A 23,495-nucleotide genomic window follows, 5' to 3' on the forward strand; every position below is an offset into this window, starting at 1 on the left:
GTCCCGCGGCGCGGGTACGGCCGTCAGCCGCCGGCCGGGGCCGACGCGCTGTTGCGCGGGGTGCCGGAGGCGCCGTTGCCGCTCGCCGGGGCCGTGGCGCCGCCCGTGTTGGCGGTGGCGGGCGCGGTGTTCGGCGGCGCGGTGGCCGGCGCCGAGGCGGTCGGCGGCGCGGGCGGCGGCGGGGTGAAGGTCGGGGTCGGCTTCAGCTGCGCGTAGTAGCTCGACGGGGAGTGCACCGAGACGTCCAGCGAGGTCTCGCCGGCGGTGCCGAACGCGAAGGTCACCCGGCGGAACGAACCGGCCTCGACCTTGGCGGCGTTCGGGAAGACCAGCGGACCGAGGTAGACGCGCCCCTGCGGGTCGTCGGCGGCCATTCCCTGGGGACGGTCGACCAGGTACGCGGCGCCGCCCGCCGGGATGGTCAGCGGGCCGCCGAGGGCCTGTCCCGCGCCGTCCACCGTCACCTTGGTGATCGTCTCGGGCGTGGTGCCCTCGTTGAACAGCGCGCCACCGAGCGCGACCAGGTTCTTGCCCGGGTCGCTCGTCACCAGCTGGACGTTCTGGATCTTGAGCGAACCGAACGCCGTACTGGCCGTGTCGGGTTTGATCTTGCCGGTCTCGGCTTCCTTGCCACTGGCGCAGCCCGCGGCCAGGGGAAGGACGACGGCGACGGTGGCGGCGAGGGCGCCGCGTCGAAGGCTGCGGCTCACGGCGGCGGCATCTCCTTGAAGATCTAGGATTCTGGACCGGTCACGATGACCGGGGACAGCGTACTCAGGCCGGATGGACGACTTGTACGCGGCTCACCGCGCCGAGCGGCGCCTTCACCGGGGCGGAGTCGGCGCAAGGCCGCCGGGATCGGCCGGACTCCGGTGATGCGGGTGGGACATTTGGGTCGCACGAGAGCGGTCGACGCACCCTCAGGACGAGCTGTTTGTCCTATTTGTTCGAGTCCTACGGGTGTGGGGTTCCCTGTCCCAGCACGCCCACGGGCTGCTTGTCAAGCCCCGACTAAGGCCCTGACCTGCGGAAACGTCATTCAGTAGGGGCGTGTCCCGTGTTACCCTAGAAAGCCACGGAAGGGGTACCTGTCACATGACGTTCAAGGTTGGCGACACCGTGGTCTACCCCCATCACGGGGCCGCGCTGATCGAGGCGATCGAGCAGCGCACGATCAAGGGTGTGGACAAGACCTATTTGGTGTTGAAGGTCGCCCAGGGTGATTTGACCGTCCGCGTGCCCGCGGACAACGCGGAATTCGTCGGTGTTCGAGACGTGGTGGGCCAGGAAGGGCTCGACCGCGTCTTCGAGGTACTGCGTGCTCCGCACACCGAAGAACCGACGAACTGGTCACGACGTTACAAGGCGAACCTGGAAAAGCTCGCCTCCGGTGACGTTATCAAGGTCGCGGAGGTCGTGCGCGATCTATGGCGCCGCGAGCGTGACCGCGGCCTGTCGGCAGGCGAAAAGCGCATGCTGGCGAAGGCTCGGCAGATCTTGGTGAGCGAGTTGGCGCTCGCCGAGAACACGAACGAGGACAAGGCCGAGGCCATCCTCGACGAGGTCCTGGCTTCCTGAGCCGTAGGATCCGCCCGTCGATGACGGACGGATCCGCCGGTGCGGTGTCGGCGCCATGTGGCGTCGGCGCCCGGGTGGTTTGAGGGGACTTCGTTGAACACTGCGGTCCTTGTGCCCGCTGCAGGGCGTGGTGAACGGCTCGGTCCCGGTGCGCCCAAGGCGTTGCGTGAGCTTGGGGACATCCCGATGCTGGTGCACGCCGTCCGGTCGCTGTTGGCCGCCCGCGGGGTAACCGCGGTCGTGGTCGCCGCACCGCCGGACGGTGTCGCCGGTGTCCGGGATCTTTTGCGTGCGCAACTGCCCGCGGAATCACCCGTGCGGGTGGTCGCGGGCGGTGCGACACGCCAGGAATCGGTACGGCTCGCCCTCGCGGCGGTGCCGACCGATCACGACATCGTGCTCGTGCACGATGCCGCGCGTCCGTTCGTGCCGGCCCACGTGGTCGAGGCGGTGATCACCGCCGTCGCCGACGGGGCCGACGCGGTGGTGCCCGCGTTGCCCGTGGTCGACACGGTCAAGGAGGTCGCCGCGGCGAACGGCGCCGAGACCGTGGTGCGCACGGTCGATCGATCGCTGCTGCGCGCCGTACAGACCCCCCAGGGTTTTCGACGGGCGGTATTGGCGCGCGCCCACGCCGAGGCCGAGGGGTTCGGCGCGGAGGGCGCGACCGACGACGCCGGGATGGTCGAGCGCACCGGCGGCACGGTTGTGGTGGTGCCCGGCTCCGAAGAGGCGTTCAAGGTGACCCGACCGTTCGACCTGCTGCTTGCCCGCGCGCTCTTGGAGCGGCGAGCGGAGCGGGCGGGGCAGGCGCGCGCCGACGAGGCGGACGGTGCCGCGGAGAGTACGGAGATCGACGTTGTCCGGTGAGCACGCGGCTCGGGTGGTGCTGCCCCGTACCGGGATCGGGGTGGACGTCCACGCCTTCGAGGCGGGGCGCGAGTTGTGGGTGGCCGGGCTGTTCTGGCCCGGGGAGACCGGGTTGGCCGGGCACTCCGACGCCGACGTGGTCGCGCACGCCGCGTGCGACGCGTTGTTCTCGGCGGCGGGCATCGGCGATCTGGGCGCACACTTCGGCACTTCGCGGCCGCAGTGGTCCGGGGCGTCGGGGGCGACCCTGCTGACCGAGGCCGCGCGGCTGGTGCGCGCGGCCGGATTCGAGATCGGCAACATCGCGGTGCAGGTGATCGGGGTGCGGCCGAAGGTCGGGCGGCGGCGGGCCGAGGCGGAGGCCGTGCTGTCGGCCGCGGCCGGCGCGCCGGTGTCGGTGTCCGGGACCACCACCGACGGTCTGGGGCTGACCGGGCGGGCCGAGGGAGTGGCCGCGATCGCCACCGCGCTCGTGGTGCCGGTCGGGCCGGGAACCGAGGGATAACGGCGCACGCCGCGCCGTCCCGACGCTCTAAGCTTGCGCGTGTGAGCATGCGCCTGTACGACACCAGCACCCGCACGGTCCGGGACTTCGTGCCGCTTGTCGAGGGACAGGTCTCGATCTACTTGTGTGGTGCCACCGTGCAGGCACCTCCGCACATCGGGCACATCCGATCGGGGCTGAACTTCGACGTGCTGCGCCGGTGGTTCGCCCACCGCGGCAACGACGTCGTGTTCTGCCGCAACGTCACCGACATCGACGACAAGATCATCGCCAAGTCCGCCACGGAGGGTGTGCCCTACTGGCAGGTCGCGCAGACCAACGAGCGGGCCTTCGCCGACGCGTACACCGCGCTCGGCTGCCTGCCGTCGACCGTGGAGCCCCGGGCGACCGGGCACATCCCCGAGATGGTCGCGATGATGGACCGGCTGATCGCCACGGGGCACGCCTATCCGTCCGGCGGCGACGTGTACTTCGACGTCTCCTCGTTCCCGGCCTACGGCGCGCTGTCCGGTCAGAAGCCGGACGCGATGCGCGAGGCGGAGGACGGGGGCACGGGCGCGGCGGGCAAGCGGGACCGGCGCGACTTCGCGCTGTGGAAGGCGGCCAAGCCCGGCGAGCCGTCGTGGGAGACGCCGTGGGGGCACGGTCGTCCGGGGTGGCACCTGGAGTGCTCCGCGATGGCGCACAAGTACCTGGGCGCGGCGTTCGACATCCACGGCGGCGGGCTGGATCTGGTGTTCCCGCACCACGAGAACGAGATCGCCCAGTCCAAGGCGGCGGGCGACGCGTTCGCCGCCTATTGGATGCACAACGCCTGGGTCACCCTCAGCGGTGAGAAGATGAGCAAGTCGCTCGGCAACTCGGTGCTCGTCTCCGAGATGCTCAAGCGCTGGTCGCCGCTGGTCCTGCGCTACTACCTGGCCACCCCGCACTACCGGTCGATGATCGAGTACAGCGAGGAGGCACTGCGCGAGGCCGAGGTCTCCTTCGGGCGGATCGAGGGCTTCCTGGAGCGGGCCGGCGAACAGACCGGGGCGATCGAACCGACGGCCGACGTGCCGGCGGTGTTCGCCGCCGCGATGGACGACGACCTGGGCGTACCGCAGGCGATGGCGGTCGTGCACAACACCGTGCGCGACGGCAACACCGCGCTGGCGGCGGGCGACAAGGACGCGGTCGTACGACACGCGGCCGATGTGCGGGCGATGCTGGGCGTGCTCGGCATGGACCCGCTGTCGGAGCAGTGGACGGCGGGCGCCTCCGCCGGTCGCTCCGACGAGCTGCGCGGGGTGGTCGACCACCTCGTCAAGCTCGCCCTCGGGCAGCGTGAGGCGGCGCGGGCGCGCAAGGACTACGCGGCCGCCGACGCGGTCCGGGACAGCCTCACGGCGGCCGGGATCGTGGTGGAGGACACGCCGCACGGCCCCCGGTGGACGCTGCACCGGGACTGAGTCGCCCTCGGGCCCGGGAGGCTCGACGAGAACGCGCCGTACGGCCGGAACGCCACGAGGTGGCGGACCGGCCGTACGGTTGTAACGGCTGGAGCGGTTGCCCCTCGGGCGACCGGGGATCGCAATATGAAGCAATCGAAGGGATGTACCCGTCATGGCCGGCAACACGGAGCGCCGTAACAAGCGCAACGAGGGAAGCAAGAAGGGGCCCTCGGTCGGTACTGGTGGGCACAGCCGCCGGGCGCTGAAGGGCAAGGGGCCGACGCCGCCCGCGGAGATGCGCAAGGGGCACGCGAAGCAGCGCGCCGCCAACGCCGCGGCCAAGCGCAAGGCCGCGGCGCCCGCGGCCCGGCGCCCGGCGGGCGGGCGTCCCGGTCGGGGCGGGAAGAGCGCGTCCGAGCTGGTCGCGGGCCGCAACTCGGTGCTCGAGGTGCTGCGCGCCGACGCGCCGGCCACGTCGTTGTTCATCGCGCAGTACATCGACAGCGACGACCGGGTGCGCGAGGCGATGAAGATCGCCAACACGCGGGGCATCCCGCTGATGGAGATCCCGCGCCCCGAGCTGGACCGGATGACCGACGGCGCGATCCACCAGGGCCTGGTGCTCCAGATGCCGCCGTACGAGTACGCCCACCCGGACGACCTCGTGGTGGAGGCGCACGACCGCGGCGAAACACCCCTCGTCGTCGCGCTCGACAGCGTCACCGACCCGCGCAACCTCGGCGCGGTGATCCGCTCCGCGGCGGCCTTCGGCGGCCACGGCGTGGTCGTCCCCGAGCGCCGCGCGGCCGGAATGACCGCCGGCGCCTGGAAGTCCTCGGCAGGCGCGGCCTCCCGCATGCCGGTGGCCCGGGCGGCCAACCTCACCCGAGCCCTCGAGGCCTACAAGAAGGCCGGCCTGACGGTGGTCGGCCTGGCCGCCGACGGCGACATCACCCTCGACGAACTGGCCGCGGCCACGGAACCCCTGGTGGTGGTCGTCGGCTCCGAGGGCAAGGGCCTGGGCCGCTTGGTGCAGGAAACATGCGACATCACGGTCCGAATCCCGATGGCCGGCGGCAACGAGTCCCTGAACGCGGGGGTCGCGGCAAGCATCGTGCTGTACGAGGTGGCCAGGCGGCGAGGGGCGAAGTAGGCGGGGAGAGGCAGACGGGCGAAGCGGGCCGGGCCGGATCGGGCCGGGCGGTCGGCGGCGGTCGGGTCGGGTTCGCCGGGGACCTCCCCGGGTGGGCCGGGGTGTTCTCGACGCGCGTTGTGCCTGTGGTCGCGGGTGGCTGGTCCGGGGCTGGTCGGCGGCGGCCCATCACCGACTCTGACCGGCCCCGGACCAGCCCACGCAACCCAAGGCGCAGCGCGCGCCGAAAACACCCGGCCCACTCGGGAACGCACGCCCGGCGAACCCAACCCGAGCGCCCACCCTGACCGCCGCTGCAGGCCGGTTTTCGGTGAGCAACGTGCCCGTCTCGTCAAAAGCCGGGGGCGTGGAGCCCCGCTAGCCGGCGGCGGCCCATCGCCGACTCTGACCGGCCCCGCACCGGCCACCTGCCATCAACAGCGCAACGCGCGCCGAGGAGGCCCGGCCCATTCCGGCCGCCGCTGAATGCAGCGGTCTCGGGTGGGAGTGCTTCGTTTTGGAGACCCGTGTGCGTCTTGGCCGCGCATCCGTGCCGCACTGCGGGGCGGAGTGTAGCGGGAGGTTTGGGGGTTTGTGGGTTGCATGGGGTAATACGTGGTGGGCCGCATCCTTGGGGGACCTTGGGCGGTTAGTGGTGCGTGGACACCAGATCGGAAGGCAGCTTCGGCGGTGCTGTCGGGCTGTTGCCCTCGCCCGCGGCGGTGCGTGATCCCGGCGATCCGGCGGCGGTCGCCACCCCCACGAAGACCCTGCGGGTGGTGATCGCCGGCCCCCGGATCGGCACCGCCCCCAAACCTGTGCCCGGGCCGCGTGACCGGGCGGATGACGACGCGACCACGCGGCTCCCGGTGATTCGTGACGACGGGACCCGGCGGCGGGTGCCGCCTGCCCGGCGCGGTTCGGGGGCGGGGGTGCGTGAGCGGGACGGGACCGCCGCGGCGCCCACGCATGCGCGCCGGGGGAGTGTGCAGGCCGGCACCGTGTTGTTGCCGTTGCGGCTGTTCCTCGGTGGGGCGTTCCTGGTCGAGGGGCTGCGCAAGCTTTATGCGCCGGGCTTCCTGGATCCGGGGTCGAGCGATTCGTTCGGGCATCGCATCGGCGTGCTGCGTGACGGGAGTCTGTCGCCGTCGGTGATGGACCTGGCCGCCGATCACGCGATCGGGGCGGGGCTGTTGTTCGCCTTCGGCCAGGTGGTGGTCGGCTTCGCGGTGGTGCTCGGGTTGTGGACCCGGCTGGCCGGGCTGCTCGGGATGTTGCTCTCGCTGGGCGTGCTGATCGCGGTGGGTACCGGGTCCTCGCCGTACCACGCGCCCTACCTGGTCTTCCTGGCCGCGTTCAGCCCGCTGGCGCTCGCGGGCGCGCCGATGTACTCGGCGGACGCGTGGTTGTCGTTGCGGACCTGGCGGGGTCCCATCGTCACCCCCGTGCGGGCTCGGCGGCGCAAGCTCGGCTACGGCTCGATGCTGGCGTTCGCGGGCGTCGGCGCGACGTTGCTCGCGGGCTCGCTGCTCGGCGGCGGCCACCGGCACCCCGACGAGTCGGACACCGGCCGGGTCGGCGAGCCGGGTCGGCCCGCCGAGTCCTCGGCCCCGGTCGTCCCCGCCGCCGGGCAGCCGGCCGGGGCCGTGGCCGGTCAACCCCGTCCGCCGGTGGTCGAACCCTCGGCGGCGGCCGGTCCGGTCAAGGAGGGCCCCGCCGCGCAGGCCACCCCGCGCGCGGCGACCACCCCGCAGCCGAGTGCCTCCACCGGCGCGGCCAAGTCGGCCCCGGCCGATGCCACCGACAGGAAGCCGACCTCGGCCTCGGCCCCGACCGCGTCCGGCTCCCCCCGCTCGGCCGGTTCGAACCCCGGCGGCTCGGGCGGCTCCGGCGGCGCCCCGAAGTCCGGCGGCAGCGGCACCAAGCCCCTGGGCGGCCTGCTGGGCTGATCCCCCGGGCATCGAAGCCCCGCACCGCCCACAGGACCCGCACGACATGTGCGGGTCCTGTGGTGTGCGAGGTATGCGAGGTGTGCGGCTCCTGCGGAATGAATCTGCGAAAGGCCGGCTCAGCCCGTGATGTTCCGGTCCGCCACCACGTGGTGGATGTGCACGTGCACCACCTGCTCGCCCTCCACGGGCTCGCGCTCGACCACCTTGTCGGCGCCCATATAGCGGGCGGCGATCCGGCTCGGCCACACGCGCAGGTCGACCGGGTCGACCGAGAGTCGGGCCTCGCCCTCGACCACCACATAGGCGTACGGCGGCCGTTCGTCGTCCACGCACAGGCTCACGCGCGGATCGTTGGCGAGGTTGCGCCCCTTGACCGAGGACGCGAACGTGGTGAACACCAGCTCCACCGTGTCGCCGCGATCGTCCAGGTCGAACCAGACCGGCGCCACGTGCGGCCGACCGTCGGGACGTACGGTGGCAAGTTTCCCGGTGCGCGGCGGCCCCGCCAACAAAAAGCCCCGCCACTCGGTCTCGGTCATACGCTCCATGGACCGAGTCTCACCCCTGACGGCCTCCCGGTCCGGGACGACACTCGCCGGCGGCGCCGCGTCGGGCGCCGCCGGCGATCGTGTCGGGCCGGTCAGTCGTGCAGGCGCTCGCCGCTCTTCGTGGAGAACAGGTGGGTCTCGCCGACCGTCGGGACCACGTGCAGGACCGAGCCCTTTTCCGGAACGCTGCGGCCCGGGACGCGGACCACCAGGGGCTTGTCCACACCGTCGAGGGTGACCGAGCCGTAGACGAAGGCGTCGGAGCCGAGTTCCTCGACCACGTCGACGGAGACCGCGAGGCCCTTGCCCTCCTTGCTCAGGCCCTCGGCCGAGTTGATCTTCAGGTGCTCGGGGCGCACGCCCAGCGTCACCTTGCCCGTGCCCTCGGCCACCGCCGCCTCGCGGGCCTCGCGCGAGACCGGGACGACCGCGTCGCCGAAGCGGATGCCGTCCTCGGCCAGGTCGACCTCGATCAGGTTCATCGCGGGCGAGCCGATGAAGCCGGCCACGAACACGTTGGCCGGGCGGTCGTACATGTTGCGCGGGGTGTCCACCTGCTGGAGCAGGCCGTCCTTGAGCACCGCGACGCGGTCGCCCATGGTCATCGCCTCGACCTGGTCGTGCGTGACGTAGACGGTGGTGATGCCCAGGCGGCGCTGGAGGCCGGCGATCTGGGTACGGGTCTGGACGCGGAGCTTGGCGTCGAGGTTGGACAGCGGCTCGTCCATCAGGAAGACCTGGGGCTCGCGGACGATCGCGCGGCCCATCGCGACACGCTGGCGCTGACCGCCCGAGAGGGCCTTCGGCTTGCGGTCCAGGTATTCGGTGAGGTCGAGGATCTTCGCGGCCTCTTCGACCTTGGCCCGGATCTGCTTCTTGTCGACGCCCGCGATCTTCAGCGCGAAGCCCATGTTCTCGGCGACCGTCATGTGCGGGTAGAGCGCGTAGTTCTGGAACACCATCGCGATGTCGCGGTCCTTGGGCTCCAGGTTGGTGACCTCGCGGTCGCCGATGTGGATCGAGCCCCCGGTGACCTCCTCGAGACCCGCGAGCATGCGCAGGGAGGTGGACTTGCCGCAACCGGAGGGGCCGACCAGGACCAGGAACTCGCCGTCCGCGATCTCCAGGTCGAGCGCGTTGACGGACGGGCGCTCGGCGCCCTTGTAGGTACAGGTCGCCTGCTTGTAGCTGACCGTGGCCATGGTGATGTGTCCTTCCACCGGCAGGAACGTGCCGGACGATCCGAGTGGAGGGTGAAGTACCCGTGCGGTGCCTGTCCGTGACGGCGGACAGTGGTCTAGTCCATTCGAGGACGGACTGCGCTTCACCGTACCCGGGCGCACGTGATCTGTCAGCAGTCGGCTTCGCCCGAAATGTTTTGCGGGACCCGCAAAGCCCTGCGAAATCCTGCTGAAAGTGTCACTAGGCTCTGCGTATGAAGGCTCGGCTGGCGGACATCGCAACGCAGGCAGGGGTCAGCGAGGCGACCGTGAGTCGGGTTCTGAACAGCAAACCCGGGGTTGCGGACGACACTCGGCGGGCCGTCCTGACCGCTCTCGACGTGCTCGGATACGAGCGGCCCGCCCGGCTGCGCCGGCGCAGCGCGGGCCTGGTGGGGCTGCTGCTCCCGGAGTTGGACAACCCGATCTTCCCGGCGTTCGCGCAGGTCATCGAGCGGGCGCTGGCCCATCACGGCTACACCCCGGTGTTGTGCACGCAGACCCCGGGCGGGGTCACCGAGGACGACTACACCGAACTGCTCCTGGAGCGCGGGGTGTCGGGGATCGTCTTCGTCTCCAGCCTGCACTCGGACTCGGGCGCGGACATGTCGCGCTACCTGCGGCTGGTCGAGCGCGGCCTGCCGATGGTGTTCGTCAACGGCTTCGCCCCGGGGATTGACGCGCCGTTCATCTCCAGCGACGAGGCGGTCGCGGTGGAGTTGGCGATAGGCCACCTTGCCTCGCTGCGGCACACCGCGATCGGGCTCGCGGTCGGGCCCGAGCGGTACGTGCCCACCGCGCGCAAGATCGCGGGTTTTCGGCGCGGCCTCGCCGAGCGGTTCGGGGTGACGGAGGCCGACGGCTGGATCGAGCGCTCGTTGTTCTCGGTGGAGGGCGGCCAGGCGGCGGCGGGCGCGCTGCTTGACCGGGGGGCGACCGCGGTCGTGTGCGGCAGCGACCTGATGGCGCTCGGCGCGGTACGGGCCGCGCGCGAGCGGGGGTTGCGGGTGCCGCAGGACGTCTCGGTGGTGGGCTACGACGACTCGCCGCTGGTGGCCTTCACCGATCCGCCGCTGACCACGGTGCGCCAGGCGGTGCAGGCGATGGGCGCGGCGGCGGTGCGCGCGCTGCTCGACGAGATCGGCGGCGGGCGGGCACCGCGTACCGAGTTGATCTACCGCCCCGAACTGGTGGTCCGCGGCTCGACCGGTCCGGCGCCGGACCGCCGCCGCTGAGCCCCGTCGCCGAGCCCCGCCGCAGACCGGCGAGCGGGCCCCGCCGCACCCACCCTGCCGGCCCCCGCCGGGCCGACAAAAGCGGGCCGCCATCCGGCGATCGCGCGGATGACGGCCCCTGGGAGCCCCGAGTCGGGTTCGAACCGACGACCCCGCGCTTACAAGGCGCGTGCTCTGGCCAACTGAGCTATCGGGGCGTGTACCGGACCATTTTGCACCGTGGCCACCCGGCGGACGCAACCACCTTAGAGCTTTGTGACGTGGGGGCGTTCGCGTTAACGCGCGGGGAACGTGGGGAACAGGAGACACCTGCCCGGAAAAGTCCGGGTCATCGTACTTTGTACGACTGCCGGCCGGCTGGAGGAATCCCATGACGTTCGTAGGTCTGATCATCGCGGGCATCATCATCGGCGCGCTTGGCCGACTGTTTCTGCCGGGCAAACAGAAGATCGGCTTCCTGGCCACGATGGCGGTCGGCATCGTGGGCACCCTGATCGGCTACGGCATCGCCGCCGGACTGGGTGTCGAGGACACCAAGGGGATCGACTGGCTTCGCTGGATCATCAGCATCGCGGTCGCGGCGTTCCTGGTCTCGCTGGTGGTCAAGTTCACCGGGAGAGGCGCGACGCGATGATCGGGCGACCCGCCTGACGGTCTATCAGATCCGGCCGCGGACTGCGATCATGCGCGGATGACCGGTGGAGTGGCGACATGGCCGACGATCGCGGCGGCCGACCTGGTGGACGTGCTGGACCTGGACGGGCTCGCGGCGGCGGATCCGGCGGATGGCGCCGTCCCGGACGCGGCGCTCACCCGGTTCCGGGCGCGCAACCTGGTGACGCCGATCCCGCGCACGCTCGGCGCGCAGGTGCTCGCGCAGACGGTGGTGGCCGCCGAGCGGGTGGTCCCCCACATGGCGGTGCAGACGCTTCAGGGGGTCTTTCCCCGGGCCGGGGATCCGACCGCGCCGGTGGACGTACGGGTCGAGCGGCTGCACGAGGGGCGGTCGGCGGCGATCCTCCAGGTGGGTTTTCGGCAGGGCGCCGCCGAGCACTACCGGGCGTTCGTGACGCTGGGCGTGGCCGGCCCCGAACTGGTCCGGCACGCCGATGCGTTGCCGGCCGGGGTGCCCGGGCCGCAGGAGTGCGCCGAGGTGTCGGTGCCGATGTTGCCGTGGGAGGTGCGTACGGCCGGCGGCGCGGCGGCGTTGGCGCCGGACGCGGAGGGACCGCCGCGCCTGGACCTGTGGACGCGGTGCACGTCGGTCCCGGACACCGCGACCACGGCCCGGGCGATCCTGGCCTGGTCCACCGAGGGTTTCCTGGGCCCGGTCGCGCTGCGCCCGTACTCGCGCGCCGAACTGGAGCGGCGTGGCGGGCGGTCGATGTCGGTGGCGCTGTCCCAGAACATCACCTTCCACGAGCCGTTCTCGGCGCACGAGTGGCTGCTGCTGCGCTGCGCGAGCGAGTACGCGGGCGACGGGCGCATGCACGGGCGGATCCGGGTGTTCACCCGGGCCGGCCGACCGGTCGCCTCGGTGACGGCCGACGGGCTGATGCGCCCGGGGCCGCGGCCGGGCGCGTAACGCGCTCAGCCCAGGCTTCGGTAGCGGCCCCGGTAGTGCGTCAGGGGCAGGCCCTCGGGGCTGGGCAGGTCCACGCGCAGCACCTCGCCGACGTACAGGATGTGATCGCCCGCCTCGACGACCTGGTCGGTGCGGCACTCCAGGGTCGCCAGCGCGCCGCCGACCAGGGCCGCGCCGGACACCGGGCCGCGGCGGTGCGGGATGTCGGCGAACATCAGCCGGTCGCTGATCCGGCCGGGGATGGCGAAGCGGCCGGCGACGTGGCGCTGGCTCTGCGAGAGCAGGGACACCGCCCACAGCGGTTGTTCGTCCAGCACGTCGCGCATCCGCGCCTCGCGGCGCAGGCTGATCAGCACCAGCGGGGGTTCCAGGGAGACCGACATGAACGCGGTCGCGGTCATCCCCACGTCGTCCACGGGCCCGCCGTCGTCGGGGTCGCCCTCGATCGCGGTGATCAGCACCACGCCGGCGGCGAATCGGGACATCGCGGCCTTGAAGTCGGCAGGATCGACGGGAGGCGGGAGTGGTGGGGACACGGGTCAAGGGTATGCGGCGTCGGCCCGGGACCGGATGTGCTGTGCATCAATGTGCTGACGCACACCCGAGCGCCCGATCGGTTTGCGATTGGTTTCTGATTGGTCGTCAGGTATATCCCGCGAACCCTGGGGTTATTTCCCGTAAATGGGCGCCGACCTCGTACGATGCGCCTTGGATGCCGGCGGAGGGTGCGATTCCGGGGCGGCTCGGCGGTCCGACTCGATACGGTATGAAGCGTGAGGTGGCTCACAGTGACAGTCTGATCGATGACGGAACGTCGCCAACGCGAAGCCCGCTGTGATTCAGTTTCTCTGGTAAACGGACGATATCTGTTCAGAAGACACCGGCGTCGACCCCTGGGGGAGACCCATGACAGCCGAGACGGAGACCCACGTCCGGTTGGCGACTTTGCGCCTTTTGAACCGCGTCGTCGCCGACCTCAACGCCACGCGTGACCTCAAGGACACCCTGCAGGCCGTCGTCGACGGCGTGGTCTCGGGCCTGGGGTTCGGCGTGGCAGCGGTCAATCTCGTTCGCGCCGACGCCGATCTGGAGGTCGCCGCGGTGGCCGGCAACGACGAGTTGCGCAAGGCGATGGCCGGCCAGATCGGCTCGCGGGAGGGCTGGGACCGCATCCTGGCCGCCGCCGAGCCCTGGGGGCCGCTGCGCTTCCTCGGGCACCGCTCGGGGCAGGCCGACGTGGGCGACATCCCGAGCTGGATACCCGACCTGCCGATCCCCGACCACCCCGAGGCGTGGCATCCGCGCGACGCGCTGCTCGCGCCGCTGCACACGCCCGAGGGCGACCTGGTCGGCGTGTTGTCGGTGGACCTGCCGGTGGATGGCCTGCGGCCCGCCCCGTGGCGGCGCGAGGTGCTGGGCATGTTCGCGGCACAGGCGGCGATCGCGGTGGACAACGCGCGGCTGCGCAGCGACATGCAGCGCGCGGTGGCCCGCCTGGAGCGTGAGCAGCTCGCGTTGCGGGCCAGCGAGGAGAGTTTCCGGCAGGCGTTCGAGTACGCGCCCAGCGGCATGGTGATGACCGGTGTGCGCGGCCACGAGCAGGGCCAGCTGCTGCGCGCCAACGACGCGCTGTGCCGGATGCTGGGCTACCCGGCGCCGGTGCTCAAGCGGCTCGGGCTGGGCGCGTTGGCACACCCGGAGGATCGGCCGCTGCTCGGCGGGCACCTGGGCGGGACGGTGCCGGTGGCGGGCTGTACCGAGCTGCGGCTGGCCCGCAGCGACGGAACGTACCGGTGGGTTTCGCTGCGCACCTCCCAGGTCGCCGACGGGCTCGGCGATCTGAGGTTCGGGCTGACCCACGTGGAGGACATCGAGGACCGCAAGCAGCGCGAGCAGGCGCTGGTGCACGAGGCCAGCCACGATCCGCTCACCGGGCTGCCGAACGGGCGCGAGCTGCGGGCCCGGCTCGCCGCCCGGTTCGGCCTCAAGGCCGGGCTCCCGGCCGCCGGTCCGGGCGGCGACGTGCACGAGCCGTACGCGGACGAGTGGGCCGTGCCCACCGGCGCGATCCTGAGCATGCCCGAGGGCGCGGTGGTGGTCGTCGACGAGCCGCCCGCCGCCGAACGTCGCGGCGTCGCGCTGCTGTTCTGCGACCTGGACGGGTTCAAGCACATCAACGACAACTTCGGCCACCACATCGGCGACGTGGTGCTCAAGGCGGTCGCCGAGCGGTTGACGGCCGCGGTGCGCGAGGGGGACACGGTGGCCCGGCTCGGCGGCGACGAGTTCGTGGTGCTGGCCGATGGGATCGGACGGGAGGAGGCGGAGGAGATGGCGGTGCGGTTGCGCCGTGCGCTCTCCGTGCCGATTCCGGCCGAGGGGTTGGCGGTGCCGCTGGAGGGGGCCAGCTTCGGGATCGGTTGGGCCGAGGAGGCGGCCGAGCCCGAGGATTTGTTGCGGATCGCGGATGAGCACATGTACGCGAACAAGCGCCGGCGCGATCGGGCGCAGCGGCGGGCCGGTTAGGGGCGGCGCCGGTCGCGTGGGCGGGCCGCGGGTGTGCTTTTGGTTGGCTTGATTTGGTGTGCCCGCCCGCTCCGCCCGTTGCGTTGGGCGTACGCGCCGCGGTTTGAAGGCATGGGTGGGGCGGGTTCGGCCTCGCGGCCGGGTGTTGTGCCGGGGCGGTTTTTTGCTGGTGATTTTGGTTGTCTCGGGTGAATTCGGTCACCTGATGGGTGGGTTTTGTGGGTTCGCCGGCTTCGGCGTGTTCTTGGGCCGGCCGGCCGCCGTACGCCTCAGTAGGGCGTTTTCGTGACAGTCCCGTCACGCGGACAACACCACGTGTCGCACCCGTCGCCCGTTAGTGTGATGCCTGGTATTGACAAAGCTTGACCTGGCGCACGTAGGGAGGACTACCCGATGACGGCGGGTACCAACGGTGAACCTGAAGACCCGTACGGGTACCTCTATCGGCCGGCGCCGGGTGAGGAAGCGGGCGACGGGACAGGGACGACCGGTGCGTACGGTTCTTCCGCCAATCGGATGATGCCGCAATATGTGCAGGTCGGGCAGATGAATTACGCCCAGCCGCCCGCGCATACCCAGCCGCAGGCCGCGATTCCGGCCCAGCACGAGCAGGGCGGCGCGCAGCCCCCGCAACAGCCCCGGCAATCGCACGGCGGCGGCGGTGGCGGTGGTGGTCGCGGCGTGATGATCGGCGTGGCCGTGGCGGTCCTGGTGGTGATCGGCGTGGTCGCCGGCCTGCTGCTGACCCGGGACGACGGCAAGGACGACAAGGCGAAGACGCCGGCCACGAGCGCCGGTACGCAGACGAGCGCGGGCCCGTCGCAGACCGCGTCGCCGTCCACGGCTCCGACCACCGCGCCCGGCGGCAAGTTCGCGATGGTGGAGGCGGAGGACGCCTCGCCCTCCGGCGGCGCGGTCGCGGTGGCCGGCGTGGCGTCGTCGTCGGGCAAGGGCATGATCGACATGTCCGCCCCCGGGTCGACGATCACCTGGAAGGTGGAGGTGCCGAAGAAGGGCACCTACTACCTGGCGGTGAAATTCCTCAACACGACCTCCGAGCAGCAGAACCTGTCGATCCTGGTCAACGGCAAGGACACGACGAACAAGGCCAAGCTCAAGAACTACGGCACCAACAGTGTCACCGGCACCTGGAACATGGTGCAGCTCAACGAGGGTTCGAACGACGTCGCGCTCACCTGTGCCGCCGGGGAGAGCTGCAAGGCGGCCCTGGACCAGGTCTGGTTCGAGAACCAGCAGCCCACCCTGAAGTAGGCGGTCCTCACCCGGGACGGACCTCGATCCGGTCGCCGGCGCGGACCCCGAGCAGGGTCGCCGCGTCGCCCCGGTTGAGCGAGATCGCCAGGAAGCCGGCGGAGTCCGCGTACGCGACGAGTTCCCCCGCCGCCACCTCGCCGAAGGTGCCGCGCAGGGGAACGGTGAGTACGCGCCCGCCGACCTCGATCCGCAGTGTGTCGGCGCCGGCGAACTCGGCCGTCGAGTGCGCGAGCTGCACGTTGCCGAAGTGGTCCACGGTCAACACCTCGCCCGGCACGGGCTCGGCCGGTGCGACCGGGTCGGTCACGGCCGGCCCGACCTCGGCGAACGGGGTGCCCGCGGCGAGGTGGGCGGCGACGGGCGCGAACACGTCCCGGCCGTGGAAGGTCCGCGAGACCCGGGCCAGGGTGAGCGCGGGGTTGGCGATCTCGCGGATCTCCGCCGGCCCGCCGAGTTCGCGCGCGGCCCACATCAGCAGCCCGTTGTCCGGCCCGACCAGCAGGTGCCCGCCCGCCCGCAGCACGACCGCCCGTCGGGCGGTGCCCACACCGGGGTCGACCACCGCGACGTGCACGGTGCCCACCGGGAACCACGGCACCGTCTGGGCCAGCACCAGCGCGCCGCGCCGGACGTCGCCGGGCGGCACCTGGTGGGTCACGTCCACCACCGGTACGGCCGGCGCGATGCCGGCGATCACCCCGTGGCACGCGGCCACGAAACCGTCGGCGAGGCCGTAGTCGGTGGTGAAGGTGATCCTGGGGGCGCCGGCCATCCTCGGAATCTACCGGGCGCGGGCGGGCCCGGCGTCGATCACGTCGGCGAGTTCGGCCAGGATCCAGCGCTTGGGGCGGGCCCCGACGAACTGCTTCACCGGCTCGCCGTCGCGAAAGAGCAGGAACGTCGGCATGGACAACACGCCGTAGCGGGCCGCGGTGGCGGGGTTGCGGTCGACGTCGAGCTTGACCACGCCCAGGTTCGGCCGCTCGATCGCGATCTGTTCGAGCACCGGCGCCATCTGGCGGCACGGCGGGCACCAGTCGGCGGTGAACTCGACCAGGGTCGGCCGGTCGGCGCGCAGTACGGCGGTGTCGAAATCGGCGTCCTGGACGTCGGGGACGTGAGCACTCATCGGGACTCCTTGAGGGGCGCGGTGGACGTGGTGGGCGCCGCGGGCGCGGCGGCCGACCCCGAGGTCAGCGCGCAGCGGGGTTCCGGCGCCTCGGGCAGCGTCGCGGCGGCGGCGAGCGCCGGCGTGGCCGGCCCGGGCGCCCGCTCGGCGGAGCCGCCGCCCGCGTGCGCTCGCTCGGTCTGTTCGAGTTGGCCGGCCAGGTGCGCCCTGATGGCCTGCATGCGGTCGATGCACGCGTCGAGTTCGGCCAGTTTGCGGCGATACACCGCCAGCGACGCCGGGCACTCGTCGCCCGCGTCGTGCCCGGCGCGCAGGCACTCCACGAACGGCCGGGTCTCCTCCAGGTCGAAGCCGATGCCCAGGAGCGCGCGGATCTCGCGCACCTGTCGGGCATCGTCCTCGTCGTAGTCGCGATAGCCGCTGCTGGTCCGGCGGGCCGACAGCAGGCCGCGTTGCTCGTAGTAGCGCAGGGCCCGCGTGCTGGTCCCCGCGCGCTCAGCCAGTTCTCCGATGCGCATGTTCGAAACGGTAGACCTTGACGTGGACGTCAAGGCCAGAGGTGTGCGTCGAGACCGGCGCGGCCGGTGTCCCGGCCCCGGCCCGGTCAGCCGGGGCTGGGCCCGGTGGGGTGGGTCTCCGGGACACCCTGGCGGCGCACCGGGGCCCGACCCGCGGGCTGCCCCGGCGGGGTGTCCCGGGTGAGCTCCGGGATGTCGAGCGTTATCGGCTTGCCGGGGATCAGCGTGTGCTCCTCGCCGTGGTGCAGGAACGGGATCTCGGCGCCCTCGCGCAGCGTGTACGTGGTGTGCTCGTGGGTGGTCTCCACCCGCAGCCGCGCGCCGCGCACCGACAACGAGAAGCGCAGCGCGGTCAGCCCGACCGGCAGGCGCGGTTTGAAGGACATGCGCTCGCCGTGGTCGCGCAACCCGCCGAAGCCCGCGACCAGCGCCACGCAGGTGCCCGCCAGGGAGGCCATGTGCAGGCCGTCCTTGGTGTTCTTGGCCAGGTCGTGCAGGTCCATCAGGGCCGCTTCGGCGGTGTAGTCCAGGGCCAGTTCGAGATGGCCGACCTCGGCCGCCATGACCGCCTGGGTGCAGGCCGACAGGGACGAGTCGCGTACGGTCAGCGCCTCGTAGTAGTCGAAGTTGCGGCGCTTTTGCTCGTCGGTGAACGCGTCCCCGCGCACCTGCATGGCCAGCACCAGGTCGGCCTGCTTGACCACCTGCTTGCGGTAGATGTCGAAGTACGGGTAGTGCAGCATCAGCGGATAGTGGTCCGGCGGGGTGTTCTCGAAGTCCCAGATCCGGTGCTTGGTGAAGCCGTCGGCCTGCGGGTGCACCCCCAGGTCCTCGTCGTAGGGGATGTACATCGCGCTCGCCGCGTCGCGCCAGCTCGCCGCCTCCTCGGTGTTCACCTCCAGGGCGCGGGCCTCGTGCGGGTGGCGGCCCACCGAGTCGGCCGCGGCGAGCAGGTTCGACTGCGCCATGAGGTTGGTGTAGACGTTGTTGTCGGCGAGCGCGCTGTACTCGTCCGGGCCGGTGACCCCGTTGATCCGGAATCGGCCCTCCGCGTCGTGATGGCCCAGCGAGCGCCACATCCGCGCGGTCTCGACCAGGATCTCCAGGCCGAAGTCGCGCTCGAAGTCCCGGTCGCCGGTGGCCCGGACGTAGCGCGCGACGGCGACCGCGATGTCCGCTCCGATGTGGAACGCGGCGGTGCCCGCGGGCCAGTAGCCCGAGCACTCCTCGCCGCGGATCGTCCGCCACGGGAACAGCGCGCCGCGCAGGCCCAGTTGCGCGGCGCGCTCGCGGGCCAGCGGCAGCGTCGAGTGCCGCCAGCGCAACGCCTGGGCGACCGCGTGCGGGAGGCCGTACGTGAGCACCGGCAGGACGAACACCTCGGTGTCCCAGAAGCAGTGCCCGTCGTAGCCCGGCCCGGTCAGCCCCTTCGCCGGGATGGCCCGCTCCTCGGCCCGCGCGCCCGCCTGGAGCACGTGGAACATCGCGAAGCGGACCGCCTGTTGCAGTTCGACGTCGCCCTCGACCTCGATGTCGGAGTTGTCCCAGAACTCCTTGAGGTAGCCGTGCTGTTCGGCGACCAGGCCGGCCCACCCGGTGTAGCGGGCGGCGGTCAGCGCGGCGGCCACCTGGTCGCGCAGCGCGGGCAGCGAGCGGGTGGAGGACCAGCCGTAGGCGATGTACTTGACGATCCGCAGCTTGGCGCCCCGGTCGAGCACCGTGGTCACGCTGAACCGGGCCAGGTCGGCGGCGCTCTCGGTCTCCATGTACATGCCCTCGGGACCGTCGATCTCGTGGTCCATGCCGGCGGCGACGCGCAGCCCGCTGTGCTCGGTGCGGTGCACCAGGATCGCCTTGCCGCCGTTGTGCGTGTGCTCCTCGGGGCGCAGCGGCGCCTCCAGGACGGCCGCGGCGCGCGGGTCGGCGTTCGGCAGCGGCAGTTCCTCGTTGGTGACCAGTTCCGACTGGAGCACGATCCGGGCGGGGCCGTCTATCGGTTCGATCTCGTACTCGATCGCGGCGATCGAGCGCTGGGTGAGCGAGACCAGCCGCTTGGAGGTGACCCGGACGGTGCGGCCGGCGGGCGAGGTCCACAACGCGCGGCGGTGCAGCACACCCTCGCGGAAGTCGATCGAGCGCTCGTGGTCCTGGGTCTGCCCGTAGCGCAGGTCGAACGGCTCGTCGTCGACCAGGAGTCGGATGATCTTGCCGTTGGTGACGTTGATGACGCTCTGGCCGGACTCGGGGTAGCCGTATCCGGCCTCCGCGTAGGGCAGCGGGCGCAGTTCGAAGACGCCGTTGAGGTAGGTGCCGGGCAGGCCGTGCGGTTCGCCCTCGTCGAGGTTGGCGCGCAGTCCGATGTGGCCGTTGGAGAGCGCGAACACCGACTCGGACTGGGGCAGGTGGTCCGGGTCCAGGGTCTGTTCGGTGATGCCCCACGGCTCGACGGTGTAGGGGTGTTCGGTGCTCATGCCGTGCCTTCCGCCGAGGGCCGCCCGGTCGCCGGGTCACCGCTTCGGTCGCCACTGGTGTCGCCGGCGGTGTCGTCGCTCGGGTCGGCGAGGAGTTCGTCGAGATCCGATACCACCACGTCCGCGCCGTGCCTGCGTAGTTCCTCGGCCTGTCCGACCCGGTCCACGCCCACTACGTGGCCGAAGTCACCGGCCCGGCCCGCCGCGACGCCGGCCAGCGCGTCCTCGAACACGGCCGCGTGCGCGGGGGCCACGCCCAGCGCCTTCGCCCCGGCCAGGAAGGTGTCGGGTGCCGGTTTGCCCTTCAGGTGGTCGCGCTTGGCCACCAGGCCGTCGACGATCGTGTCGAACAGGTGGTGGATGTTCGCGGCGCGCAGCACGTCCTCGCAGTTGGCGCTGGAGGACACCACGGCACATGGCAACCTCGCCGCGCGGGCGGCGTGTACGTAGCGCACCGAGCCGGGATAGACCTCCACGCCCCCGTCGTGGATCAGCCGCAACACCAGGTCGTTCTTGGCGTTGCTCAGGCCGTACACGGTGGCGCTGCCCGGCGGGTCGCCCTCCTCGCCCAGGGGCAGTTCGATGCCGCGCGACTCCAGGAAGGAACGGGTGCCGTCCAGGCGCGGCTTGCCGTCCACGAAGGTGTCGTAGTCGCGTCTGGGGTCGAACGGGGTGAAGCCGGCGCCGTCGCGTTCGCGCAGGAAGTGGTCGAAGGTCTCCTTCCAGGCGACGCCGTGCACCTTGGCGGTCTGGGTGAGGACCCCGTCGAGGTCGAAGAGAAGCGCGTGGATGGTGTTCGGCAGCCCCAACATGGCGGGTTTACTGCCCCCGATACCGGGGTGTTATCCGTGCGGTGATCTTTTCGGATGACACCTGGGACGAGATGGCGTGTCACGTGTGGTGCTTGAGCACGTTTTGACCGAAATGATGTTGAATTCCGGAAGTGGCACGCGTGGGGCGGCTACCGGACCACTCGGCCCGCATCGACCGGAGGCATCCGGTCGGTGCCGGCCTCGGTGTGGTTCGAGCGGAGGACGTCGGCGTCGGCCGCGTCGGCGTCGGTGACCGTTTCGGCCCGGACCGTCGACGCCGACGGTCCGGCCGGACCCGGCGCGCGCGGGTGCGCCCGGGGTCCGGCCGGCCCGCCGGTCGACTGATGCAGCGTCAGATCACGGTGGTGCAGCAGGAGTTCGGCCGAGCTCGGCCGGTCCGGCTCGGCAGCGCAAGGTGGGCCGAATCGCCCGGCCGTGCCCATTGCAATGTCCGACCGATGACCCTAGTTTCGCTATCCGCCGGCTGACACGTGTCGAATCGCAGGGTGCATTCCGTCCGATTCACCCCTCCGTACACGTCGTTCGACCCGTACTTCGCCCACCGTTCCAGGTCGGGTCGACACGGGTTTCGCCCAGCCGTTCCGCGTTGCGCACGGGGAACCCGCGACACCGATCCCGTCGGTCGCGCGGGGCGGTTCGGCGCGTGCAGACCTTCTTGCCTACGGAGGACGAGATGGCCATATTCGGTGGAAAACGTGTGGTGACCCTCGCGGTGGGGGCGACCGCCGCCGCGCTGCTCGCGGCGAGCGCGCCCGTGGCGGTCGCGAGCGACGACGCGCGCGCCGCGCAGGCGCCGCGCAGGCTCAACATTTTGATCAGCAACGACGACGGGCACCAGGGACCGTTCATCCGTGCCCTGCAGAAGGCGCTGCGCGCGGCGGGGCACGACGCGGTGATCGTCGCGCCCGCCACCGACCAGTCCGGCAAGGGCACCGGGATCAACGCCACGCCCGGCTCGATCGTCAAGGCGGCCGAGGTGGAGCCCGGCATCTGGTCGGTCGCGGGCACTCCCGCCGACTCGGTCTCGTTCGGGCTCGCGAACGTCTTCCGCGACGGCAAGCCGGACCTGGTGGTCACCGGGATCAACCCCGGGCAGAACATCGGCGCCACCACGAACCACTCGGGCACGGTCGGCGCGTCGATCACCGCCGCGGAGAAGGGCATCCCGGCGGTGGCGTTCAGCGCCGAGTACAGCACCGCCGATCCGCGCAACCCGTTCCCGCAGATGCCGCAGGCGACGGCCTTCGCGACGCAGTTGGTGAACCGACTGGCGGCCACCGCGCGCCGGAACGGCCCGCTGCTGCCCGCGCACACCACACTCAACGTGAACTACCCGGCGAAGCCGACCGGTCGGGTGGAGATGACGAACGTGGGCGAGGCCGAGTTCCTGGCGGTGAGCTACGTCAAGGACCCGTCCTGCGACACCTGCTACAAGCTGGACCTGGGCCTGGCGCCGAACGTGGACGAGCCGGTGCGGAACGCGGACACCACGGCGATCGGCAAGGGGTCGGTGTCGATCTCGATGCTCGACGCCGACTGGACGGTGCCGGGTTGGCAGTGGGGGCAGCAGTCGCGGGTGCTGGACGCGGTGGGTGTGCAGTTGCGGTTGTCGGGGCTGAAGGCGTGAGACGAGTGAGTGCGTGAGTTCGTGACCGGGTGACGGCGTGACCGGGTCGACCGGGTCGGGCGTGCGGGGTCGGGTCGGGTGGCCGGCCCCGCACGCCGGCGCGGTACGTCCGGCCCGGGTCGGGGGTTTCACGTGGAACCCGGTGGGCCCACCGACCCGGCCTACTGGCCGCCGGAGGCGTCGTACTCGGTGAGCAGGGCGACCAGTTCGTCGTGGGTGATCCCGTCCGGGAGCGGCGTGGGGGTGTGCCGCAGCGGCGGATCCCAGCCGGTTTCGGTGCGCCGGCGGACCACCTTCGCGGGCACGCCCGCGATCACGCTGTGGTCGGGCACCGTGCCGCGCACCACGGAGCCGGCGGCGACCACCACGTTCCGGCCGAGTTTGGCGCCGGGCAGGATGATCACGCCCGCACCGAGCCAACTGCCCGCGCCGATCTCCACGGTGTCGTTGATCGGCCACTGGGTGCCGATCGGCCGATCCGGGTCGGCGTAGCTGTGGTTCTGGTCGGTGATGTAGATGTACGGCCCGGTCCACACGTCGTCGGCGATGGTGATCGAGCGATGCCCGACGATGTGGCTCCCGCGCCCTATCGTGCACCGGTCGCCGATGGTGACCACCGCCGCGCTGCCCAGGTCGTGCCCCGGGGCCAGGCCGGCGGACAGCGTGACGTGTTCGCCGATGATGCAGCCGGCCCCCACGGTGATCCACTCCTCGCCGAACACCGAGCCGACCGGGAAGGCCAGTTTGCTGTCCGCGCCCAGCCGCCGGAAGCGGTACGGACCGGGCTGCTCGGAGGTGATCGCGCCCGCCCGCTGCAGTGCCCGCCAGCCTCGGTGCGCGGCGCGGGAGAGGACGCCCCGGGCGTGCCCGCGCAGGGCTTGCGACAGCGACATGGAGATCACCGTACCGACGCGCGCGCGGCTCGGCGGGCCGTGGGACGAACGTCACGCCGGGCGGTTTCGGGGCCGTCGGGGGTTGGCTTCACACGGCTTCTGTAACAGTGTTACCGGGGCCTCGGGTGTGACGCCGGAGGTCGGGTATTCGAATCAGCCAGGGAG

General features: G+C 71.6%; 22 protein-coding genes and 1 tRNA gene. 12 read left to right on the forward strand and 11 right to left on the reverse strand.

What is annotated here, in order from left to right:
• Positions 1-23: 23 nt before the first annotated feature.
• Complete coding sequence (locus ACMXN5_RS18275) at positions 24-710, reverse strand: hypothetical protein (protein WP_439676153.1); 687 nt, start codon at positions 708-710, stop codon at positions 24-26.
• Between the two features lie 385 nt (positions 711-1,095).
• Here ACMXN5_RS18275 and ACMXN5_RS18280 point away from each other — a divergent pair, with 385 nt between their 5' ends.
• From ACMXN5_RS18280 to ACMXN5_RS18305, 6 genes are all read left to right on the forward strand, one after another.
• On the forward strand, positions 1,096-1,578 hold the full coding sequence (locus ACMXN5_RS18280) for a CarD family transcriptional regulator (RefSeq protein WP_020552233.1): 483 nt from the start codon (positions 1,096-1,098) through the stop codon (positions 1,576-1,578).
• Between the two features lie 57 nt (positions 1,579-1,635).
• On the forward strand, positions 1,636-2,448 hold the full coding sequence (ispD, locus tag ACMXN5_RS18285; RefSeq protein WP_439676154.1) for a 2-C-methyl-D-erythritol 4-phosphate cytidylyltransferase: 813 nt from the start codon (positions 1,636-1,638) through the stop codon (positions 2,446-2,448).
• Positions 2,438-2,953, forward strand: coding sequence for a 2-C-methyl-D-erythritol 2,4-cyclodiphosphate synthase (gene ispF, locus ACMXN5_RS18290; protein WP_439676155.1), 516 nt, complete (start codon positions 2,438-2,440; stop codon positions 2,951-2,953). The genes ispD and ispF overlap by 11 nt, the downstream gene beginning before the upstream one ends.
• A gap of 41 nt (positions 2,954-2,994) precedes the next feature.
• The gene (gene cysS, locus ACMXN5_RS18295; RefSeq protein ID WP_395797002.1) at positions 2,995-4,404 is read left to right on the forward strand and encodes a cysteine--tRNA ligase; all 1,410 of its coding nucleotides are present in this window, start codon (positions 2,995-2,997) and stop codon (positions 4,402-4,404) included.
• 154 nt (positions 4,405-4,558) lie between these two features.
• Complete coding sequence (gene rlmB, locus ACMXN5_RS18300) at positions 4,559-5,539, forward strand: 23S rRNA (guanosine(2251)-2'-O)-methyltransferase RlmB (protein WP_439676156.1); 981 nt, start codon at positions 4,559-4,561, stop codon at positions 5,537-5,539.
• Positions 5,540-6,177: 638 nt separating this feature from the next.
• On the forward strand, positions 6,178-7,467 hold the full coding sequence (locus tag ACMXN5_RS18305) for a TQO small subunit DoxD (protein WP_439676157.1): 1,290 nt from the start codon (positions 6,178-6,180) through the stop codon (positions 7,465-7,467).
• Positions 7,468-7,586: 119 nt separating this feature from the next.
• Here the strand turns inward: ACMXN5_RS18305 and ACMXN5_RS18310 are convergent, their stop codons facing one another.
• Positions 7,587-8,018: a PPOX class F420-dependent oxidoreductase gene (locus tag ACMXN5_RS18310; protein ID WP_380008892.1), complete on the reverse strand. Its 432-nt coding sequence runs from the start codon at positions 8,016-8,018 to the stop codon at positions 7,587-7,589.
• Positions 8,019-8,110: 92 nt separating this feature from the next.
• Positions 8,111-9,220, reverse strand: a complete 1,110-nt coding sequence (locus ACMXN5_RS18315; RefSeq protein WP_380009217.1) for an ABC transporter ATP-binding protein — start codon at positions 9,218-9,220, stop codon at positions 8,111-8,113.
• A 233-nt stretch (positions 9,221-9,453) separates the two neighbouring features.
• Here ACMXN5_RS18315 and ACMXN5_RS18320 point away from each other — a divergent pair, with 233 nt between their 5' ends.
• Positions 9,454-10,473, forward strand: coding sequence for a LacI family DNA-binding transcriptional regulator (locus ACMXN5_RS18320; protein WP_439676158.1), 1,020 nt, complete (start codon positions 9,454-9,456; stop codon positions 10,471-10,473).
• Positions 10,474-10,596: 123 nt separating this feature from the next.
• Here the strand turns inward: ACMXN5_RS18320 and ACMXN5_RS18325 are convergent.
• Positions 10,597-10,670: transfer RNA gene (locus ACMXN5_RS18325), tRNA-Thr, on the reverse strand.
• Between the two features lie 173 nt (positions 10,671-10,843).
• On the opposite strand from ACMXN5_RS18325, the gene ACMXN5_RS18330 reads away from it, so the two are divergent.
• Positions 10,844-11,107, forward strand: a complete 264-nt coding sequence (locus ACMXN5_RS18330) for a GlsB/YeaQ/YmgE family stress response membrane protein (protein ID WP_380008898.1) — start codon at positions 10,844-10,846, stop codon at positions 11,105-11,107.
• Positions 11,108-11,164: 57 nt separating this feature from the next.
• Positions 11,165-12,058, forward strand: coding sequence for an acyl-CoA thioesterase (locus ACMXN5_RS18335; protein ID WP_439676159.1), 894 nt, complete (start codon positions 11,165-11,167; stop codon positions 12,056-12,058).
• Positions 12,059-12,063: 5 nt separating this feature from the next.
• Here ACMXN5_RS18335 and ACMXN5_RS18340 read toward each other — a convergent pair whose 3' ends face one another.
• On the reverse strand, positions 12,064-12,543 hold the full coding sequence (locus tag ACMXN5_RS18340; protein ID WP_380009220.1) for a flavin reductase family protein: 480 nt from the start codon (positions 12,541-12,543) through the stop codon (positions 12,064-12,066).
• Between the two features lie 421 nt (positions 12,544-12,964).
• Here ACMXN5_RS18340 and ACMXN5_RS18345 point away from each other — a divergent pair, with 421 nt between their 5' ends.
• Both ACMXN5_RS18345 and ACMXN5_RS18350 read left to right on the forward strand, forming a co-directional pair.
• A complete protein-coding gene (locus ACMXN5_RS18345; RefSeq protein WP_380008906.1) occupies positions 12,965-14,584 on the forward strand; it encodes a diguanylate cyclase domain-containing protein in 1,620 nt (539 codons plus the stop codon).
• Between the two features lie 546 nt (positions 14,585-15,130).
• A complete protein-coding gene (locus ACMXN5_RS18350) occupies positions 15,131-15,856 on the forward strand; it encodes a hypothetical protein (protein WP_439676160.1) in 726 nt (241 codons plus the stop codon).
• Between the two features lie 7 nt (positions 15,857-15,863).
• Here the strand turns inward: ACMXN5_RS18350 and ACMXN5_RS18355 are convergent, their stop codons facing one another.
• The 5 genes from ACMXN5_RS18355 to ACMXN5_RS18375 form a co-directional block, all read right to left on the reverse strand.
• On the reverse strand, positions 15,864-16,631 hold the full coding sequence (locus ACMXN5_RS18355; protein ID WP_439676161.1) for an SAM hydrolase/SAM-dependent halogenase family protein: 768 nt from the start codon (positions 16,629-16,631) through the stop codon (positions 15,864-15,866).
• Between the two features lie 9 nt (positions 16,632-16,640).
• Positions 16,641-16,988 (reverse strand): thioredoxin family protein, encoded by a 348-nt coding sequence (locus ACMXN5_RS18360; RefSeq protein ID WP_126636431.1) that lies wholly within the window; start codon positions 16,986-16,988, stop codon positions 16,641-16,643.
• A complete protein-coding gene (locus tag ACMXN5_RS18365) occupies positions 16,985-17,506 on the reverse strand; it encodes a MerR family transcriptional regulator (RefSeq protein ID WP_439676162.1) in 522 nt (173 codons plus the stop codon). Before ACMXN5_RS18365 ends, ACMXN5_RS18360 begins: the two co-directional genes overlap by 4 nt.
• Positions 17,507-17,592: 86 nt before the next feature.
• Positions 17,593-19,977 (reverse strand): glycoside hydrolase family 65 protein, encoded by a 2,385-nt coding sequence (locus tag ACMXN5_RS18370; protein WP_439676163.1) that lies wholly within the window; start codon positions 19,975-19,977, stop codon positions 17,593-17,595.
• Positions 19,974-20,789 carry an HAD family hydrolase gene (locus tag ACMXN5_RS18375; protein WP_439676164.1) on the reverse strand — a complete coding sequence of 272 codons (816 nt, stop codon included), beginning with the start codon at positions 20,787-20,789 and terminating at the stop codon, positions 19,974-19,976. The genes ACMXN5_RS18370 and ACMXN5_RS18375 overlap by 4 nt, the downstream gene beginning before the upstream one ends.
• Before the next feature lie 694 nt (positions 20,790-21,483).
• Between ACMXN5_RS18375 and surE the strand changes: the two genes are divergently transcribed.
• Positions 21,484-22,437 carry a 5'/3'-nucleotidase SurE gene (gene surE, locus ACMXN5_RS18380; protein ID WP_439676165.1) on the forward strand — a complete coding sequence of 318 codons (954 nt, stop codon included), beginning with the start codon at positions 21,484-21,486 and terminating at the stop codon, positions 22,435-22,437.
• 161 nt (positions 22,438-22,598) lie between these two features.
• On the opposite strand, the gene ACMXN5_RS18385 is transcribed toward surE, so the two are convergent.
• Positions 22,599-23,330 (reverse strand): acyltransferase, encoded by a 732-nt coding sequence (locus tag ACMXN5_RS18385; protein WP_439676166.1) that lies wholly within the window; start codon positions 23,328-23,330, stop codon positions 22,599-22,601.
• Positions 23,331-23,495 lie beyond the last annotated feature (165 nt).

The sequence above is a fragment of the Embleya australiensis genome (genome assembly GCF_051903075.1).
Lineage (GTDB): Bacteria > Actinomycetota > Actinomycetes > Streptomycetales > Streptomycetaceae > Embleya.